This window comes from Mycobacterium sp. RTGN6, assembly GCF_033804605.1.
Taxonomy (GTDB): Bacteria; Actinomycetota; Actinomycetes; order Mycobacteriales; family Mycobacteriaceae; genus Mycobacterium.
The window spans coordinates 22,751-40,638 of sequence record NZ_JAPZKZ010000015.1 but is presented as its reverse complement, the minus strand read 5'-3'; the positions used below and the strand labels follow the sequence as shown (position 1 = coordinate 40,638).

Annotated in this window: 20 protein-coding genes; 7 read left to right on the top strand and 13 right to left on the bottom strand. The window is 67.3% G+C overall.

Annotation, left to right across the window (positions count from 1 at the left end; all coding sequences use genetic code 11):
- Positions 1-9: 9 nt before the first annotated feature.
- From egtA to egtE, 5 genes are read left to right on the top strand one after another with little or no spacing between them, the layout of a single operon-like run.
- Positions 10-1,293, top strand: coding sequence for an ergothioneine biosynthesis glutamate--cysteine ligase EgtA (egtA, locus tag SLQ33_RS30100; protein ID WP_319457585.1), 1,284 nt, complete (start codon positions 10-12; stop codon positions 1,291-1,293).
- 11 nt (positions 1,294-1,304) lie between these two features.
- Positions 1,305-2,579: an ergothioneine biosynthesis protein EgtB gene (gene egtB, locus SLQ33_RS30095; RefSeq protein WP_413467748.1), complete on the top strand. Its 1,275-nt coding sequence runs from the start codon at positions 1,305-1,307 to the stop codon at positions 2,577-2,579.
- Positions 2,572-3,264, top strand: a complete 693-nt coding sequence (egtC, locus tag SLQ33_RS30090) for an ergothioneine biosynthesis protein EgtC (RefSeq protein ID WP_319457583.1) — start codon at positions 2,572-2,574, stop codon at positions 3,262-3,264. The genes egtB and egtC overlap by 8 nt, the downstream gene beginning before the upstream one ends.
- A complete protein-coding gene (gene egtD / locus SLQ33_RS30085) occupies positions 3,261-4,226 on the top strand; it encodes an L-histidine N(alpha)-methyltransferase (protein ID WP_319457582.1) in 966 nt (321 codons plus the stop codon). The genes egtC and egtD overlap by 4 nt, the downstream gene beginning before the upstream one ends.
- Positions 4,226-5,326: an ergothioneine biosynthesis PLP-dependent enzyme EgtE gene (gene egtE / locus SLQ33_RS30080; RefSeq protein ID WP_319457716.1), complete on the top strand. Its 1,101-nt coding sequence runs from the start codon at positions 4,226-4,228 to the stop codon at positions 5,324-5,326. Before egtD ends, egtE begins: the two co-directional genes overlap by 1 nt.
- Here egtE and SLQ33_RS30075 read toward each other — a convergent pair.
- Positions 5,321-5,938: a dihydrofolate reductase family protein gene (locus SLQ33_RS30075; RefSeq protein ID WP_319457715.1), complete on the bottom strand. Its 618-nt coding sequence runs from the start codon at positions 5,936-5,938 to the stop codon at positions 5,321-5,323. The two genes, egtE and SLQ33_RS30075, sit on opposite strands and share 6 nt — an antisense overlap.
- Before the next feature lie 74 nt (positions 5,939-6,012).
- Complete coding sequence (locus SLQ33_RS30070) at positions 6,013-6,387, bottom strand: VOC family protein (protein ID WP_319457581.1); 375 nt, start codon at positions 6,385-6,387, stop codon at positions 6,013-6,015.
- 93 nt (positions 6,388-6,480) lie between these two features.
- Here SLQ33_RS30070 and SLQ33_RS30065 point away from each other — a divergent pair, with 93 nt between their 5' ends.
- Positions 6,481-7,071, top strand: coding sequence for a hypothetical protein (locus SLQ33_RS30065; protein WP_319457580.1), 591 nt, complete (start codon positions 6,481-6,483; stop codon positions 7,069-7,071).
- A 3-nt stretch (positions 7,072-7,074) separates the two neighbouring features.
- On the opposite strand, the gene SLQ33_RS30060 is transcribed toward SLQ33_RS30065, so the two are convergent.
- The 5 genes from SLQ33_RS30060 to SLQ33_RS30040 are packed head-to-tail and all read right to left on the bottom strand — an operon-like array spanning position 7,075 to position 10,900.
- Positions 7,075-7,512 (bottom strand): hypothetical protein, encoded by a 438-nt coding sequence (locus tag SLQ33_RS30060; RefSeq protein ID WP_319457579.1) that lies wholly within the window; start codon positions 7,510-7,512, stop codon positions 7,075-7,077.
- 11 nt (positions 7,513-7,523) lie between these two features.
- Entirely contained in the window at positions 7,524-8,198 is a 675-nt protein-coding gene (locus SLQ33_RS30055) for a class I SAM-dependent methyltransferase (protein WP_319457714.1), read from the bottom strand.
- 52 nt (positions 8,199-8,250) lie between these two features.
- Positions 8,251-9,729, bottom strand: a complete 1,479-nt coding sequence (locus tag SLQ33_RS30050; RefSeq protein WP_319457578.1) for a glutamate--cysteine ligase — start codon at positions 9,727-9,729, stop codon at positions 8,251-8,253.
- A gap of 9 nt (positions 9,730-9,738) precedes the next feature.
- Positions 9,739-10,500: a class I SAM-dependent methyltransferase gene (locus SLQ33_RS30045; RefSeq protein WP_319457577.1), complete on the bottom strand. Its 762-nt coding sequence runs from the start codon at positions 10,498-10,500 to the stop codon at positions 9,739-9,741.
- A 22-nt stretch (positions 10,501-10,522) separates the two neighbouring features.
- Positions 10,523-10,900 (bottom strand): hypothetical protein, encoded by a 378-nt coding sequence (locus tag SLQ33_RS30040; RefSeq protein ID WP_319457576.1) that lies wholly within the window; start codon positions 10,898-10,900, stop codon positions 10,523-10,525.
- 132 nt (positions 10,901-11,032) lie between these two features.
- Here SLQ33_RS30040 and glpK point away from each other — a divergent pair, with 132 nt between their 5' ends.
- Positions 11,033-12,553 (top strand): glycerol kinase GlpK, encoded by a 1,521-nt coding sequence (gene glpK / locus SLQ33_RS30035; RefSeq protein WP_319457575.1) that lies wholly within the window; start codon positions 11,033-11,035, stop codon positions 12,551-12,553.
- A 52-nt stretch (positions 12,554-12,605) separates the two neighbouring features.
- On the opposite strand, the gene SLQ33_RS30030 is transcribed toward glpK, so the two are convergent.
- The 6 genes from SLQ33_RS30030 to SLQ33_RS30005 form a co-directional block, all read right to left on the bottom strand.
- Complete coding sequence (locus SLQ33_RS30030) at positions 12,606-13,490, bottom strand: oxidoreductase (protein ID WP_319457574.1); 885 nt, start codon at positions 13,488-13,490, stop codon at positions 12,606-12,608.
- A gap of 84 nt (positions 13,491-13,574) precedes the next feature.
- Positions 13,575-13,943, bottom strand: a complete 369-nt coding sequence (locus tag SLQ33_RS30025) for a hypothetical protein (protein WP_319457573.1) — start codon at positions 13,941-13,943, stop codon at positions 13,575-13,577.
- A gap of 99 nt (positions 13,944-14,042) precedes the next feature.
- Positions 14,043-14,759, bottom strand: coding sequence for a PadR family transcriptional regulator (locus SLQ33_RS30020; protein WP_319457572.1), 717 nt, complete (start codon positions 14,757-14,759; stop codon positions 14,043-14,045).
- 96 nt (positions 14,760-14,855) lie between these two features.
- Entirely contained in the window at positions 14,856-15,383 is a 528-nt protein-coding gene (locus tag SLQ33_RS30015; protein ID WP_319457571.1) for a PadR family transcriptional regulator, read from the bottom strand.
- Positions 15,384-15,444: 61 nt separating this feature from the next.
- A complete protein-coding gene (locus tag SLQ33_RS30010; protein WP_319457570.1) occupies positions 15,445-16,992 on the bottom strand; it encodes an NCS1 family nucleobase:cation symporter-1 in 1,548 nt (515 codons plus the stop codon).
- A 131-nt stretch (positions 16,993-17,123) separates the two neighbouring features.
- Positions 17,124-17,831, bottom strand: coding sequence for a GntR family transcriptional regulator (locus tag SLQ33_RS30005; protein WP_319457569.1), 708 nt, complete (start codon positions 17,829-17,831; stop codon positions 17,124-17,126).
- Positions 17,832-17,888 lie beyond the last annotated feature (57 nt).

The window sequence follows — 17,888 nt, the reverse complement described above, 5'->3', positions numbered from 1 at the left end:
ATGGTTGAAATGACCACCACTTCGGAGGTGCGCGGCGCGCACCGTGACACCACGGAACTCTCGAGCGCGTATAGCGCAGCCCTGCACGTCGGCGGCGACTGTCTGGTCGACGGCCCGGTCGGCAAGGTCGGATTGGAGATCGAAGCGCACTGCTTCGACCTGGCCGACCCCGTGGCCCGGCCCACCTGGGACCGGCTCACCGACGTGATCGCCACCGTGCCGTCGTTGCCCGGCGGAAGCGCGATCACGGTCGAACCAGGTGGCGCCGTCGAACTCTCGGGACCACCGGGTGACGGGCCCGGCGCCGCCATCGCCGCGATGTCCGCGGACCGCCGGGTCCTGCGCGACGCGTTCGCCCAGCAGGGGTTGGGGCTGGTCCTGCTCGGCGCCGACCCGCTTCGGCCCGCCAAGCGGATCAACCCCGGCGCACGCTACCGCGCGATGGAGCGGTTCTTCGCCGCCAGCGGCACCGCGGCCGCAGGCGCCGCCATGATGACGTCGACGGCGTCGGTTCAGGTCAACGTCGACGCGGGTCCGCGCGACGGGTGGGCGGCGCGGGTGCGGCTCGCTCACGCGCTCGGGCCGACGATGATCGCCATCTCCGCCAACTCGCCCCTGCTCGGTGCCCGGTTCTCCGGCTGGCGCAGCACACGTCAGCGGGTATGGGGTCAACTCGACTCGGCGCGGTGTGGCCCCATTCTCGGCGCCAGCGGGGACGATCCAGCCAACGACTGGGCGCGCTACGCGCTGCGCGCACCCGTCATGCTCGTTCACGAGTCGGCCCCCGATACCGCCGCGGTGCCCATGACGGAGTGGGTGCCGTTCGTCGACTGGGCCGACGGTCGGACGCTCCTCGACGGGCGTCGCCCCACCGAAGCGGACCTCGACTACCACCTCACGACGTTGTTTCCCCCGGTGCGACCGCGCGGATTTCTCGAGATCAGATATCTGGACAGCGTGCCCGATTCAGTGTGGCCTGCAGTGGTGTTCACCCTCGTCACGCTGCTCGACGATCCGGCCGCGGCGGACATCGCCGCGGAGGCCACCGAGTCGGTCGCGACGGAGTGGGATCGCGCCGCGCGGAGTGGCCTCGGCGATCGTCGGCTCCACGCCGCGGCCGTCGCGTGCGTGCAGGCCGCCGCCGACCGGGCGCCCACGGAACTGCGTGACGCCATGGCGCGGCTACTCGACCAGGTAGAGCAGGGCCGCAGCCCGGCCGATGACTTCTCCGACCTGGTCGTCGAACACGGAATCGCCCGGGCGGTCGTCGAATCCGCGGAGGACCGCTCTTGAGCACTCGCGAGATGCTCGCGCGGGAACTCACCCGCGCCCGTGAGCGCACGCTGCGGCTCGTCGACTTCGACGACGCCGAATTGTTCCGGCAGTACGACCCCTTGATGAGCCCACTCGTCTGGGACCTCGCCCACATCGGCCAGCAAGAGGAACTGTGGCTGCTGCGTGGCGGCAACCCCGACCGGCCGGGGATGCTGTCGCCCGCCGTCGAGGGGCTGTACGACGCGTTCGAACACACGCGCGCCAGCCGGGTCGCCCTGCCATTGCTGCCGCCCGCCGATGCGCACGCCTACTGTCGGACAGTGAGGGCGAAAGCGCTTGACGCACTTGAGATTCTGCCCGAAGCGGACGGCACGGGCGTCGACCCGTCCTTCGTGTACGGGTTGGTGATCAGCCACGAGAACCAGCACGACGAAACGATGCTGCAGGCGCTCGGTATGCGGTCGGGCCCGGCCATCCTCGGCGCCGGCGCACGGTTGCCTGCGGGCAGACCGGGCGTCACGGGTACTTCGGTACTCGTACCGGGTGGACCGTTCGTGCTCGGCGTCGACGCCGTCGACGAACCGCACTCGCTCGACAACGAGCGGCCCTCGCACACCGTCGACGTGCCTACCTTCCGCATCGGCCGGGTCCCCGTCACCAACGGGGAGTGGCGTGCGTTCATCGACGATGGCGGCTACCGCGAGCAGCGGTGGTGGTCCGAGCGCGGGTGGGCTCATCTGCGCGACGCCAATCTCGTTGCACCGCAGTACTGGAACCCCGATGGCACCCGCACGCGGTTCGGGCACGTCGAGGCGATTCCCGCCGACGAACCAGTCCAGCACGTGACGTACTTCGAGGCCGAGGCCTATGCGGCATGGGCCGGCGCGCGGCTGCCCACCGAGGCAGAGTGGGAGAAGGCCTGCGCCTGGGACCCCGCGGTCGGTCGTCGTCGCCGGTTCCCTTGGGGCGCTTCGGAGCCCACCGATCGGATCGCCAACCTCGGTGGCGACGCACTGCGGCCGGCTCCGGTCGGCGCCTACCCGGCGGGCGCGTCCGCGTACGGGGTCGAGCAGATGCTGGGCGACGTGTGGGAGTGGACCAGCTCGCCGCTGCGGCCGTGGCCGGGCTTCACGCCGATGATCTACGACCGCTACACGCAGCCGTTCTTCGATGGTGACTACAAGATTCTGCGCGGCGGTTCGTGGGCCGTCGCCGCCGGAATCCTGCGGCCCAGCTTCCGCAACTGGGACCACCCGATCCGCCGCCAGATCTTCTCTGGCGTGAGGTTGGCCTGGGATGTGTAGACACCTCGGCTGGCTCGGCGCCCCGGTGTCGGTGGCGTCGCTGGTGCTCGACCCGCCGCATGGCCTTCTGGTGCAGTCCTATTCGCCGCGCAGGCAGAAGCACGGCCTGATGAACGCCGACGGTTGGGGAGTGGGCTTCTTCGACCGGGAGGTCGCCCGGCGGTGGCGTAGCGCGGCACCGCTGTGGGGCGACACCTCATTCGCGTCGGTGGCGCCCGCCCTCATGAGCGGCTGCGTGGTGGCCGCGGTGCGTTCCGCCAGCGTCGGCATGCCCATCGAGCCGTCGGCGTCGGCTCCGTTCACCGACGGTCAGTGGCTGCTGTCGCACAACGGCGTCGTCGACCGGGCGGTGCTGCCGACGTCACCCGCAGCGGAGTCCACCGTGGACAGTGCCATGCTGGCCGCGCTGATCTTCGAACGCGGACTGGACCAGCTGGGCGACATCATCGTCGAGGTGGGCACAGCCGACCCGAATGCCCGGCTGAACATCCTGGCCGCCAACGGTTCCCGGCTGCTCGCCACCACGTGGGGCGACACGCTGTCGGTGCTAACGGTTCCCGACGGCGTGGTGCTGGCCAGCGAACCCTACGACGACGACCCGGACTGGCAGGAGCTTCCCGATCGCCACCTCGTTGAGGTCACCGGCACGCGTGTCGAGCTGACCCCGCTGAAAGGAACGTCATGACGTCCACCCTGTCCAACTACCTCGCCGCAGACTCCGCCGCCACGGCGCTGCGTCGCGACGTGCGCGACGGGCTCACCCAAACACCGAAGTCGTTGCCGCCCAAGTGGTTCTACGACTCCGTCGGTAGCGACCTCTTCGACCAGATCACGCGGCTGCCCGAGTACTACCCGACCCGCGCCGAAGCCGAGATCCTGCGGGCCAGGGCGGCCGAGATCGCCAGGATGTCAGGGGCGGACACCCTGGTCGAGCTCGGCAGCGGAACGTCGGAGAAGACGAGGATCCTGCTGGACGCGCTGCGTGACGGGGGAGCGCTGCAACGGTTCATCCCGTTCGACGTCGACTCCTCGGTGCTGGTCGCGGCGTCCGCGGCTATCGGGAACGAGTACCCGGGCATCGAGATCGACGCGGTCTGCGGGGACTTCGAGGAGCACCTCGGCAAGATCCCACAGGTTGGGCGGCGGCTGGTGATCTTCCTCGGGTCGACCATCGGCAACCTCACCACCGAACCGCGCGCTGAATTCTTGGCCGCACTGTCGGACACCCTGCAGCCCGGCGACACCCTGCTGCTCGGCACCGATCTGGTCAAGGACACCGCCCGGCTGGTGGCGGCCTACGACGACGCGGATGAGGTGACGGCTCGGTTCAACAAGAACGTGCTCGCGGTGGTCAACCGCGAGCTCGACGCGGACTTCGACCTTTCCGCGTTCGAACACGTGGCCCGGTGGAACGCCGACGAGGAGCGCATCGAAATGTGGCTGCGGGCAAGCACTCCGCAACGGGTCCACGTCGGCGCGCTCGAGCTGACCGTCGACTTCACTGCGGGCGAGGAGATGCTGACGGAGGTGTCCTGCAAGTTCCGACCCGAGCGGGTCGGCGCCGAGTTGGAGGTCGCCGGACTACGCCGCACCCAGTGGTGGACGGATGCCGCAGGCGACTTCGGGCTGTCCCTGTCCACGCGGTGATGTCGACCGAGGGGACGCTTGCGGATACCTGGCGGTCGGCGCGTCCGGCCGTGGCAGGAATCCACGTCGACAGCGCCGCGTGCTCGCGACAGAGCGGCGCGGTGATCGACGCGACGGCACAGCACGCGCGCCACGAGGCGGAGGTCGGCGGGTACGTGGCCGCGGAGGCGGCGGCGCCTGTGCTCGACGCGGGCCGGGCGGCCGTCGCGGCGCTCACCGGATTCGTCGCCACCGACGTCGTCTTCACTACCGGCTCCAACCACGCACTCGACATCCTGCTCGGCGACTGGCACGGTGACCGCACCGTCGCGTGCCTGCCCGGAGAGTACGGACCGAACCTCCTGATCCTGACCCGACACGGATTCGATGTTCGGTTGCTTCCGGTCGACGGACTCGGCCGGCTGGACGTAGCCGCGGCGGCCGCGGCGTTGGCGGCCAATCCGCCTGCGCTCGTTCACGTCACGCCGCTGGGCAGTCACCGCGGCACCGTCCAACCCGCCGCGGCGCTCGCCGCCGTGTGCCGGGCCGCAGGCATTCCATTGATCGTCGACGCGGCGCAAGCCTTCGCCCACCTCGACTGCGCGGACGTCGGCGCCGATGCCATCTACTCGTCGTCGCGGAAGTGGACCGCAGGTCCTCGCGGTGTCGGCATGCTGGCGGCACGCAGTGGACTGCTCAGCGAGCAGACGCTGGCCCGGTTGGCGCACGCTGAATCGAACGTGGCGATCCAGGTCGGGCTTTCCGTTGCGCTCGGCGAGCACGTCGCCGCGGGACCGGAACGCATCCGGGCGCGGCTCGCCGAGGTCGGCGCGCAAACGCGCACGGCGCTGGCCGACGTGGCCGGGTGGCAGGTGGTCGAGCCCGTCGACGAGCCCAGTGCCATCACCACGCTGACGTCGCCGGACGGGGTGGACCCTCGAGCGGTGCGGGCCTGGCTGATCGCCGAGCGCGGCATCGTCACTACGTATGCGGGTCTCGAGCGCGCGCCCCATGAGATGAGCCGCCCGGCGCTGCGGATCTCACCGCACGTCGACGTCACCGCCTACGAGCTCGAGGCGTTGGCCGCCGCGTTGGTCGAGGCTTCGAGGACGCGGTCATGACGAGACGACGCGGTAGCGCACGTGCACGACGCCCGGGGCTTGGAGCACGCGGGCTAACTCAAGCGTCGGTTTACCCGCGTCGAAGCCGTCGAATAGTCGCTCTCCCGCGCCGAGGATGACCGGGCTGATTTGGAGGTCGATCTCATCGACGATCCCGGCGCGGATCGCTTGACGAGCACACGAGGCGCCGCCGGCGATCGAAATATCCCGATCGCGCGCCAGTGCGCTGGCCTGTTCGTACGCGGACTCGATTCCATCGGTGACGAAGTGAAAGGTGGTTCCCCCCTCCATCTCGATCGGCTCGTGTGGGTAGTGAGTTAGGACGAAAACTGGACAGTGGTAGGGCGGCTCCTCACCCCACCATCCCCTCCAGTTCGAGTCACCCCAGGTGCCACGGATCGGGCCAAACATGTTGCGTCCCATGATCGTCGCCCCCATACCGTCCATCATGTCCGCCACGACCTGACGGTTGACTGGATGGTCGAGGGCACTTCCAAGGTGCCAATCGTGAAGCGCTAGCCCTCCGACACCGAGCGGATCGTCGACGCTTTGATCCGGTCCTGCGACAAATCCGTCTGCCGACATCGACATGGAGAGATTCGTTCTCGTCACCACGCGCTCCTTCGAAACTGAGAGATCGTATTGCCCACACAAGGGCTGACCTCCGTCCTACGCGATTCTCATCGTTAGCTCGGATCGGGCTTGAGGATGGTGAGGCAGAACGGGTGGCCTACTGGATCGATCAGCACCCGCCACCTATCCGGATTGGGCTGGACTTCGGCCTTCGTAGCTCCCAGTGCCAAGATCCGGGTTTCTTCCGCGTCGAGGTCGATGACCGCTAGATCCAGATGAAGCTGCTTTGGCACTGGGCCCACTGGCCAGGTTGGGCGCTGATGATCATCGACGCGTTCGAATGTCAGCAGCACGCCGGCACCTTTCAGAGCGACGAAGTCCTCGGAGGAGAACAGCACCTCCAAGTCCAAAACGGCCTTGTAGAACGCACTCAGTTGTTCGGGGTCTGGACAATCGACTGCGACCGCGCCCAATCGGACATCTCCCACGAGACCCTCCTGGATGAGTTCGTTGAGTCTGTTGACGACGATCCAAACCTAGGCCAGAGTTGCGGCAGCCATCGGCGAGCTGGGAGACAGGTGATGGGTCGCGAAGCCCTTGTCAACGCGGAAGTGGGCGCAGAAGCCGGCGAGGTCAAAGCCCTGCTCGAAACCCGGGAACTGATATTGCGCGGCGAGGTGCGTCGGCGCTATCCCAAGGACACCCTCGAGGGCGTCCGGGTCGAAGGCGACACGCTCTGCTTCGCCGTTGCGGGCGAAGCGGTCCGCTTGCACCTTGGGCGAAAACTCGCAGAGGCTTGGGCGAAGGCGATCGCCACACCGCCGCCGAGCCTGCGCGCCAAGCTCGGACTCGACAAGGGCGCCAAGGCGCTCCTCATCGGGGGCTTCGACGATGCGGCCCTGACGGAGGCACTCGACGGCGCGTTGGCGCGCGATGCCGCTGAGGCCGCGATGCTCGTCGCGTGCATCGGCGGACCGGCTGAGCTCGATGCTGCTCGAGCGGCGCAGGCCGCGGCGCCCGCGCTTCCGGTCTGGACGATCTATCCCAAGGGGAAGAACGTGACCTTCGGCGACACTGCCATTCGGGCAGCGATGCGAGAGTCAGGGTTCCGCGACACCAAATCCTGCGCCGTCTCCGACCAGCTCACCGCAACGAGGTATCACCCTGCGTGACACCTACGTGCTTCGCACCGACAGCGTCGCCCGGTATTCCGCGAGGTCGATCGACTGCTCTGGCGTCTGCGGGTACGGGTCAAGCGCCGTCAAGGCAATCGTGTACGGGCCCACCTGAGCCGTCTGAGCGTTCTGGCCCGGTGCGGGGTTGGTGTTGAACTCCGCGGTCGTTGGCTCCCGTCCCGCCTGCTCGACGACCACGGCGATGCGCGCTTGGCCGGTCCAGACGCACTCGACCTGGCTGGGACACCGCGAGTCCTCCAGCACGTCGGTGAAGCGCAGCCGGAGGTGCTCGCCGCGGATCATTGCCTCTTGCCCTCCGCTCAGAGAGAACGTTTGGCCGAGGTCGTACTCGACGGGATCGGCCGCCGCCGTCCGACTGACCTGACACCCGGTCAACGCCAGCGCCGACACCAGCAGCAGGAGCCGCAACGCGTTCACGGTCGTTCCGCTCAGCCGGGCTTGTGCGCCGTCAACAGAAACGCGGGAAACTTGACCCGGCCCTTCTCGTCGAGCGGGTGCACCGACTCGAACGGGGCGTCGGCCATCTTGATGGGGTTGGCGCTTATGAACGCTGGGCGGACCTCGTCGATCTCCCAGTACGTACCGACCGCCGCGCGCAATTCGGCTTCGTCGACTTCGTTGGGCTTCCGGTCCAGTTCGGCGGGGAACGCGCCCTTGGCGAACACTAGGACGTGGTAGACCGCTCCGGGTGCAGCGGCGTGGTAGATCGACTTCAGGTAGCCGTCGCGGCCCTCGATCGGAAGTGCGTGGAACAGCGCCGAATCCATGACGGTGTTGAACCGTCCGTCGAAGCCGGAGAACGTGGTGATGTCGCCCTGCACGAAGGTCGCGTTGGGCAGGTTCCGTTCCGCTGCGGCGTTCTTCGCCGCGGCGACGGCCGTCGGCGTGAGCTCGACGCCCACCACGGTGTAGCCGTCGGCGGCCAGCGCAAGCGACAACTCGGCATGGCCACAGCCCGCGTCCAGAACGTCGCTGCGCACCTTGCCGCCACGGATCAGAGCCGCCAGTTCGGGCTGGGGTTCACCGATGTTCCACGGCGGCGGGCCCTCGAAGCCCCCCTCCTCGCGGTACACGTCGTCCCAATCCATCACCTCGGAATTCATCGAATCGGTCATGAACTCCAACGTACGCGCGCCGGCGGAGTCGCCTGCCGCCCTAGACCGGAGCGTCCCACGTGTGTACGGGTTGGTTGCTGTGCATGCGTTCGCAATACAGCTTGAGCATCTCGGCCAGGGCCCGCGGTCGGGTGAGGCTGCGCTCCTGCAGCGCGTGCACGGTCGCCACCTGCCACGCCGAACCGTTGCGGCCCGTCTTCGCGCGGCCCTCGATGGTTCCGAGGAACCGGTCGCGGACCTCGCTCGCGACGCCCCAGCGGCGCAACCCTTCGTGCGCCATCGGCAACAGGTGCCGCAGCACCAACTCGTCGGGCGTCACCTCGCCCAAGCCGGGCCAGTACAGCCGCGCGTCCATTCCGTGTCGGGCGGCCGCGGTGAAGTTGTGTTGGGCCGCAGCGAAACTCAGCTTGGTCCAGACGGGCCGCTCCTCGTCCGACAGCGCGCGCAGTAGCCCGTAGTAGAACGCCGAGTTCGCGAGCATGTCCACCACCGTGGGACCCGCCGGCAGCACTCGGTTCTCGACGCGCAGATGCGGCCGGTCGCCGACAACGTCGTACACCGGCCGGTTCCAGCGGTAGATGGTGCCGTTGTGCAGACGCAGTTCGGGCAGGGTCGGGGTGCGTCCGGCCGCCAATTCGGCCACCGGATCCTCGTCGGACAGTTCGGGCAGCAGGGACGGGAAGTAGCGGACGTTCTCCTCGAACAGATCGAAGATCGACGTTATCCACCGCTCCCCGAACCAGACTCGCGGTCGTACGCCTTGCGTCTTGAGCTCGTCTGGCCGGGTGTCGGTGGCTTGGGCGAACAGTTCGATGCGCGTCTCGGCCCAGAGCTCGTGGCCGAAGAAGTACGGCGAGTTCGCGCCCAACGCCAGCTGCGGGCCGGCCAGCACCTGCGCTGCGTTCCAATACTGCGCGAACTCGGCTGGCGAGACCTGAAGGTGCAATTGCATACTGGTGCAAGCGGATTCGGGGGCGATCGATGCGGTCTGAAGGCACAGCCGCTCGGGCCCGTCGATGTCGATGACGATGTCCTCGCCGCGCGCCGTGAAGATCGAATCGTTGAGCGCCTGGTACCGCGTCGAGGCGCTCATCCACTCACCCGACAGGTGCTCCGGCATCAGCGTCGGCAGGATCCCGACCATGACGATGTGGGCGCCATCCTCGTTGGCCTTGGACTCGGCCGCGTTGAGGCTAGCCCGCACCTCGGTTTCGAGCTCGAACCCCGCTCGGCCCGGCAGTGGGCGCGGTGGCACGTTGAATTCGATGTTGTACGCGCCCAATTCGGTCTGATAGGCCGGATCGGCGATCGACGCCAGCACGTCGGCGTTGCTCATCGCCGGCTGGTAGTCACCGTCGACCAGGTTGCACTCGATCTCCATGCCTGTCATCGGCCGGTCGAATTCGAAGCTCGACCGCTGCAGCATCGTCTCGAAGACGTCGAGACACAGTTGGACCTTCCGCCGGTACTCCTGGCGGTGCGCCCGGCTGAAGTCGGTCTGCGTGACGTCGTCACCCACCAGCCGAGCCTATCGGCGAGAAGCCAGCACCACTTGCGGACTGATCAACCCGCCGCGCAACTCGACGTCGATGGACGGGTCGGCGTGTGCCGCCAGCGCCCGCAGCGCCGACGGACTGTAGGTGCGCAACGAGCTGATCACGCCGTCGTGGATGAACGGCACGAACGGGGCGAGCGGCAGCATCGCCGCCAGGCGCAACAGGTGCAGCGGCGACGGCGGCCGGGGCAGGTCGATGATCAGCAGCTTGGCCGCGACGCGGGTGCCCTCGGAGATCGCGCGGGATGCGGCCAGCGGAGGCAAGTGGTGAAACGACAAGGCGAACACGGCCAGGTCGAATTCGCCGTCCGCCGCGTCGATCGCGGTGGCATCCACTTCGCGGACCGCCGCCCGCGGGTGGGCGCCGAGTTGGCCCGCCGCGATCGCCGCCACGGAGTCGGGCTCGACGTCGGACACCGTCAGCCGTGCGGTGGGGTGCATCTCGAGCAGCTTGGCCGACAGTCCGCCGTGCCCAGCGCCCAGTTCGAGGATCCGCGGGTCGGGGACGTCGGCCACTTCCTCGAGGGCGAGGTGGGCGAACTTCTCGTGGTTGCCGAACCACTCGCCGGTCCGCTCCAGCGCCCGCACGACGCTGCGCTTGATGTCGGGGTCGATGTCGTCGCGGTCCAGGTACTCGAGCCGATCGGTCCACAGTGCCCGGTCCAGGCACGACGCGTTCGGCCCGCCGCGGGGCATGCTGGCGATGTCGGTTTGGGGCTGGGCCATGTAGTCCATGATGGACTTCGCGGACGCGTTGTCAGAACTGCCCGGGGAACGGTACGAGGGGCAGTCCACGGGGGCTGTTGAGCAGCTCGGGCATCACCGGCCGTTCCGTCGGCACCTTCGCCCCGTCCCGGTAGACGAGCGTGCCGGTGTACGCGCCGTTGTCGTAGTTGTCGTAGTAGAAGTAACCCTCGACGATGTACTGACATTCGGAGTGCGCTGCGCTGGCGGTTACGAAGACGCCCCCGAATTCGGGGGCCTCGCACTCCGCTCTCGGATCTGCGGCGGGCGCAATCGGCTCGGGTTCGGCGTGGGCGACAGCGCCCACGAACAGAGGAGCAGCAGCGAATGCCGCGACGAGGGCTGCGACCTTGCGGCCGCGTCTGATCGCACTGGCGTTGATGAACGGCACCTTTCAGTCCACGTGGATGCCCGACCATGCGCACTGTAGCGGCGACTCGCCACCACGCGGTGGCGTTCGGCCGATCGGCTGCCTGGTCGCGATGTCGGTTTCGGGCTGGGCCAGGTAGTCCATGATGTATGGATGCCGGCCGATTTCGTCGCAGCCATCGACCAGGGCACCACCAGCACGCGGTGCATGATCTTCGACCACGCCGGCGCTGAAGTCGGCCGCCACCAACTCGAACACGAGCAACTGCTGCCGAAGGCCGGCTGGGTCGAGCACAACCCGGTGGAGATCTGGGAACGCACTGCGTCGGTGATCATGTCGGCGCTGAATTCGACGAATCTCACGTCGTCCGACTTGGCGGCGCTTGGCATCACCAACCAGCGTGAGACGGCACTGGTGTGGAACAAGCGCACCGGCAGGCCGTACTACAACGCGATCGTGTGGCAGGACACCCGCACCGACCGCATCGCCTCGGCCCTGGACCGCGACGGCCGCGGGGACGTCATCCGGCAGAAGGCGGGGCTGCCGCCCGCGACGTACTTCTCCGGCGGCAAGGTGCAGTGGATCCTGGAGAACGTCGACGGGGTGCGCGCGGACGCCGAGAATGGCGACGCGCTCTTCGGCACCGCGGACGCCTGGGTGCTGTGGAATCTGACCGGAGGGCCGCGCGGCGGCGTGCACGTCACCGACGTCACCAACGCCAGCCGGACCATGCTGATGAACCTCGAGACGCTCGACTGGGACGACGAGTTGTTGTCGTTCTTCGGGATTCCTCGTGCGATGCTGCCGCGCATCGCGCCGTCGTCGTTCCCCGAGGCGTATGGCACGACGCTGGCGGACGGCCCGCTGGGCGGCGAGGTCGCGATCACCGGCATCGTCGGGGACCAGCAGGCCGCCATGGTCGGCCAGGTGTGCCTGCGGGCAGGCGAGGCCAAGAACACCTATGGCACAGGCAATTTCCTGCTGCTCAACACCGGCGAGAAGATCGTGCGGTCCTCCAACGGGCTGCTGACGACGGTGTGCTACCAGTTCGGTGACGCGAAACCCGTTTACGCGCTTGAGGGTTCGATCGCCGTGACCGGCTCGGCGGTGCAGTGGCTGCGCGATCAGCTGGGCATCATCAGCGGTGCGGCACAGAGCGAGTCGCTGGCCCGGCAGGTCGACGACAACGGCGGCGTCTACTTCGTGCCGGCGTTCTCCGGCCTGTTCGCGCCGTACTGGCGCTCCGATGCGCGCGGCGCGATCGTCGGCCTGTCGCGGTTCAACACCAATGCCCACGTGGCCCGCGCGACGCTGGAGGCGATCTGCTACCAGAGCCGCGACGTCGTCGACGCGATGGAGGCCGACTCCGGAGTGCACCTCGAGGTGCTCAAGGTCGACGGCGGCATCACCGCCAACGACCTGTGCATGCAGATCCAGTCCGACGTGTTGGGCGTCGACGTGGTCAAGCCCGTCGTCGCGGAGACCACCGCGTTGGGCGCGGCGTACGCGGCGGGGCTGGCCGTCGGGTTCTGGGCAGGACCCGACGACCTGCGGGCCAACTGGCAGGAGGGCAAGCGGTGGACGCCGTCGTGGACCGACGACGAGCGGGCCTCCGGCTATGCGGGTTGGCAGAAGGCCGTTCAGCGCACCCTGGACTGGGTCGACGTCGAGTGATTTCGGCGCGCTTTTGGACGCTAAACCGGGCAAAAGCGCGCCGAAATCGCAATTAGGCGGGGGCGAGGTCGTCGAGTTGGGTTCTGACGTCGTTGGGCAGTTCGATGTCGGCGACGGCCATGTTCTCTTCCAGGTGCGCCACCGACGACGTGCCAGGGATCAGCAGCACGTTGGGAGCCACCGACAGCGTCCACGCGAGCACGATCTGCGCAGGCGTGCGGCCGAGGTCGGCTGCGGCCTGCTGCACGACCGCGTTGCCGAGCACCGGATTGTCGGGGGTGAAGCCGGAGCCCAACGGGAAGAACGGCACGAACGAGATCCCGTGCTCGACGCACGCGTCGAGGATGGGTTGCGACGTCCGGTCGAGCAGGTTGTACGCGTTTTGGACCGTGACGATCTCGGTGCGGTCCAACGCGATTCGCAGATGGTCGGGCCCGATGCCGCTCAGCCCGATCCCGGCGATGAGGCCCTCGTCGCGAGCGGTGATCATGGCCGTCAGCTGACGGTCGAACAGCTCATGGTCCACGTCGCCCAGGGCGTTGGGATCTTCGCCGCCGCTGTGAACGCGCAGGTTCACCGCCGCCAACGTGTCGACCTCGAGCGTGCGCAGGTTGTCCTCGATGCCCTTCCGCAGTTCGTCGGGCTCCTGAGCCGGTAGCCACGCAGCCGTGTCGTCGCGGCGTGCACCGACCTTGCTGACCAGCGCGAGGTTGGCCGGGTATGGGTGCAACGCCTCGTGGATCAGCTCGTTGGAGACGTTGGGCCCGTAGAACTGGGACGTGTCGATGTGGTCGACGCCGAGCTCGACGGCCCGCTTCAGCACCGCCAAGGCTTGGTCGTGGTCGCGCGGCGGGCCGAACACGCCGGGGCCCGGCAGCTGCATGGCGCCGAAGCCGACGCGGTGAACGGGATACGAGCCAATGTGGAAAGTCGTCATGCCTTGTATCTACACGGATTCGGCGCGGTTTCATCCGTCGAGGACGAAACCGCGCCGAAATCACGTCGTGCTCGCGGGCGATGCTCAGTAGATGGGGTTGAAGTAGTCAACGCCGCCGACCGGGCATTCGACCTTGGCCTTCCATGTGGTGCCGGTCTGGATGCCCGGAAACCACAGCTTGTTGGTTTGGTTCGCCTGCAGGTAGAACGGAACCTTGTACACCGGAAGAGGCTTCACGGTCGTCCATCCGAACCACGGCTCGGCAGTGTAGAAGCACAGGCCCTGGCTGCCCGTCGAGTGGATCTCGACGGTGACGCCCATCGCGTCGCTGGCCGTACTGAGCGTGGACGCCGCCTGCGCGGTGCCCGCGCCGGCGAACAGAACCGCGGGCACGGCTGCGGCTGCGATCGTCGCGGCGATGACGGACTTCTTGCGATTGTGCTTGGTGTTCATGTGGTGCTCCTGTGTGTGGTCGCCGCCCCCGATGGGCCGCTCTCACAGGTAAGAGCCATCGCGCCTGAGGTGTCTTACAGTTTTCGAGCCCGCGAGCTGCTACTCGGTCTCGCCGAGGATCTGGTAGATCTCCTTGCGGGCGTTGTTGACGATGTCGACGATGCGCTGCTGCTGCTCGGCAGTGCTCGCGAATGCGGACTGCCGGACTGCGCCCATCAGCTGGCCGACGGCGCTGCGCAGGTTGACGGCGCCTGGGTCGGCACCTTCGGTGATCTCGTCCCACGGAGCCGTCTCGATCTTCTCGGCTGCGGCGCGACCGGCATCGGTGAGCTCGAACAGCTTCTTGCTGCCGTCACTCTCGGTGCCCGCGATCAGGTCTTCGTCGACCAGCAGCTGCAGTGTCGGGTACACCGAGCCGGGGCTGGGCTTCCACAGACCCTGGCTGCGCTCGTTGATCTCCTGGATCATTTCGTAGCCGTGCATCGGCCGGTCGACGAGCAGCTTGAGGATCGCGGCACGCACGTCACCGCGCCTGCCACGTCCGCCGCCGCGCGGTCCGCCGCGTCGACCGCCTCGGGGTCCGCCGGGTCCGAAACCGAAACCGGGGTCGAAGCCACCGGGGCCGAAGCCGCCGAACCCACCTGGGCCGAAGCCGGCCTCACCGCGGTGTTCGCGCACGTGGTCGCGGAAATCGCGCCGGGCCTGCCTGCGCTGTTCGTGTAGGGCCCGCCGATCTTCGGGGCTGAATCCGAAGCCGAAACCAAGGCCGGGTCGACCCTCGAAGGGGCCTTCTTGAGGTGTGAATGGGGTGGTCATGTCTGTAGTTCCTTCTTTCGACAGGAAGCACGGTGTGCGCTTCCGATACGTTGACGATATATCGGAAACTATCGCGATGCAATGATTATTTCGAAGTCACCTTCGGGCGCGGTCGTCGATCGCGGTGATCAGCCACTGCGCCCAGCGCACTTCCATCGCGGCGTTCTGGATCCCGTACTCCAAGGCGGCGCGGCCGTAGAAGTCCTCACAGTCGTCGCGCCAGTCGACCGAATCACGAAGGTGCTCATACCTTTTCAGGTCAGAGTCGGCATGCTCGGCGAATGTCGTGACGTACTGGCGGGCCACGTCGGCCGATACCTCGCCGAGCAGGAAGACCCGGAGCAGATCCGGCCGACGCATAGGCGGATCGTCCTGCGAGTCAGTGATCCACCGCACGAGCTCGGCACGGCCCGGATCGGTGACGCGGTACTCCTTGCGGCCGCGTGGGCCGATATCGGAGACCTCGATGAGCCCGGCGTCGGCTAGCTTGTTCAACTCGCCGTAGAGCTGGCTCTGGGTCGCCGGCCAGACGTTGGCCATCGACTGTTCGAACCGTTTAAGCAGGTCGTACCCGCTACCGGGGTGCTGGGCGAGCATGCCCAGCGCGGCGTATCGCAGACTCACCACCAAAGCGTACGGCCCGACATTCCAGTTGTGGAATGTCGGGCCGTAACGGTGTGTCGGATCAGGCGCTGGCGGCCTCGGCTTCGGCGAGGGGGGTGATCTTCCAGGCGCTCTTGGTGGCCAGCAGGTAGTACAGGACGAAGGCCACGCCGCAGCCGATGAACCAGCTGTACTGCGCCGCGCCGGTCATGCCGACGACGATCCCTCCGAGCAGCACTGGGAGCATGGCCAGGATGGCGCCGACGACCGTCGAGACCACGGCGACCGGGTTGTAGCCCTTCTTGAACCAGTAATTCGCTGTCGTGGACATGGTGAACAGGTCGTCGACGACGATCTTCTGCTTGCGGATCAGGTAGAAGTCCGCGATGAGCACGCCGAACAGGGGGCCGATGAACGCGCCAAGGGTCTCCAAGGTGTAGTGGATTACCTCCGGGTTGCCGTACAGGTTCCACGGTGTCAGGAGCACCGAACCGACGGCGGCGATCATGCCGCCCATCCGCCAACTGATGCGCTGCGGGCTGACGTTGGAGAAGTCGAACGCGGGTGAGATGAAGTTGGCCACGATGTTGATGCCGATGGTGGCGATGGAGAACGTCAAGGCGCCCAACACGATCGCGGTGACGCTGTCGATGCGCGCGACGGTCTGCACCGGATCGGTGAGCAGTTCGCCGAACACCGGAACAGTCGCAGCCGCGGTGATGACGACCAGCAGCGAGAACACCAGGAAGTTGACCGGCAGGCCCAGGAAGTTGCCCTTCTTCACCGCGGCGAAGCTCTTGCCGTAGCGGGCGAAGTCGCCGAAGTTCAGCATCGGGCCGGAGAAGTAGGACACCACCAGTGCGATCGCGCCGAGCATGATGACCAGCGTGTTGCCCTGCTTCTCGCCGCCTAGCGACAGGCTGACGTGCCAGCCGGACTTCCACAGCAGGTAGCCGCAGAGGATGAACATGACGACGTAGACGGCGGGTCCGCAGAAGTCGATGAACTTGCGGATCGACTCCATGCCGCGCCAGAACACGGCGGCTTGAAGGATCCACAGCAGCGTGAAGCTGCCCCAGCCGAGCAGAGACAGACCCGTGAAACCGTATTGCTCGACGTCGGCGTAAGGGGCCAACCCGGGGAACAGCTTGAGCAGCACGATGTCCAGCGCGGCCGAGGCGAGGTAGGTCTGGATTCCGTACCACGCCACGGCGATCAGGCCGCGGATGATGGCCGGGATGTTCGCGCCCAGCACGCCGAACGAACTGCGGCACACCACCGGGTACGGGACGCCGGCCTGCTGGCTGGGCTTGGCAACCAGGTTGCACAGGAAGTACACGATCGAGATGCCGACCAGCAGCGCGATGAGTACCTGCCAACTCGCCAGGCCGAGCGCGAAGAGGCTGCCAGCCGTGACGTAGCCGCCGACGCTGTGCACGTCGGACATCCAGAACGCGAAGATGTTGTACGACGTCCAGGACTGCTTGCCCAAGGGGGCGAGGTCCTCGTTGGTCAGCCGCGGGTCGTACTCGGGCCTGATGACGCCACCGCCGACGGGATGCCCCGCGGCTTCGACGATGTCGCCCGCGCCGGTCTCGGCGCCGGGCGGGAGGTCACGGGTATCTGTCATGTTGCTGCTTCCTGTCCATCGGACAACGCGATGGACGAAAAGTAGCGCCGGTGTGTTTCACAGCCGTTGCGTGGGAAATATATTCTGCGGGCTCAAGAAACCCGGCCGACTCATTGACTCGTGAACGGCTGTCAGTCGCGTGTGATCAACCCGCTGTCGGGCGGCAGGGTGGACACGACGGCGTTGAGCCGCCGGTGATGGTCGCCGCTGATGGCGAGCAAGGCGTCGGCGTCGCGATCGAGGAACGCCTCCAACATCTGCCCGTGGTCGGCGTGCAGCGTGGCGCGGTCGGACGCGTCGACGTGCACCATCAACTGCACGGGTTCGGTGATGTTCCATGCCGATTCGAGCATGTGGACGAGCCGATGCATGCCGGACGGTCGCGTCAGCCCCATGTGGAAGTGTCGGCTCTGACGGTGATAGGTCTGCGGATCATCCTCTGCCACTGCTCTTTCCAGCAGCCGATGCGCGGTGGCGACGGCATCGCGGTCGGCATCGGTGGCGTTGGCGACAGCGGCGGACAGTGCGGCGAACTCGAGCGTCTCACGCACGATGTACATCTCGGCGAGCTCGGTGGCGGTGAGGCGCGCGACGGCGTACCCGACGTTGGGCTGATGAGCCACCAGGCCCTCGGCGGTCAACGTCTTGAGGCACTCGCGCACCGGGATGGGGCTGACCCCGAACACCTCGGCGACCTCGTTGACCGGTATCGGCGAGCCGGGTGGGGCACCGCCGTCGAGGATCACCCGGCGCAGTTCGTCGACGATCGCGCGCTGCGAGCTGTCCGACCGGTTGGCGGTGAGCTTGGCGAGCAGCGCTGAGTGTCGACGCCCGGGCACGACTCGATCTTGCTACGTCGCGCGACGTCTCGCCGACTTTATATTCCTCTATTGACA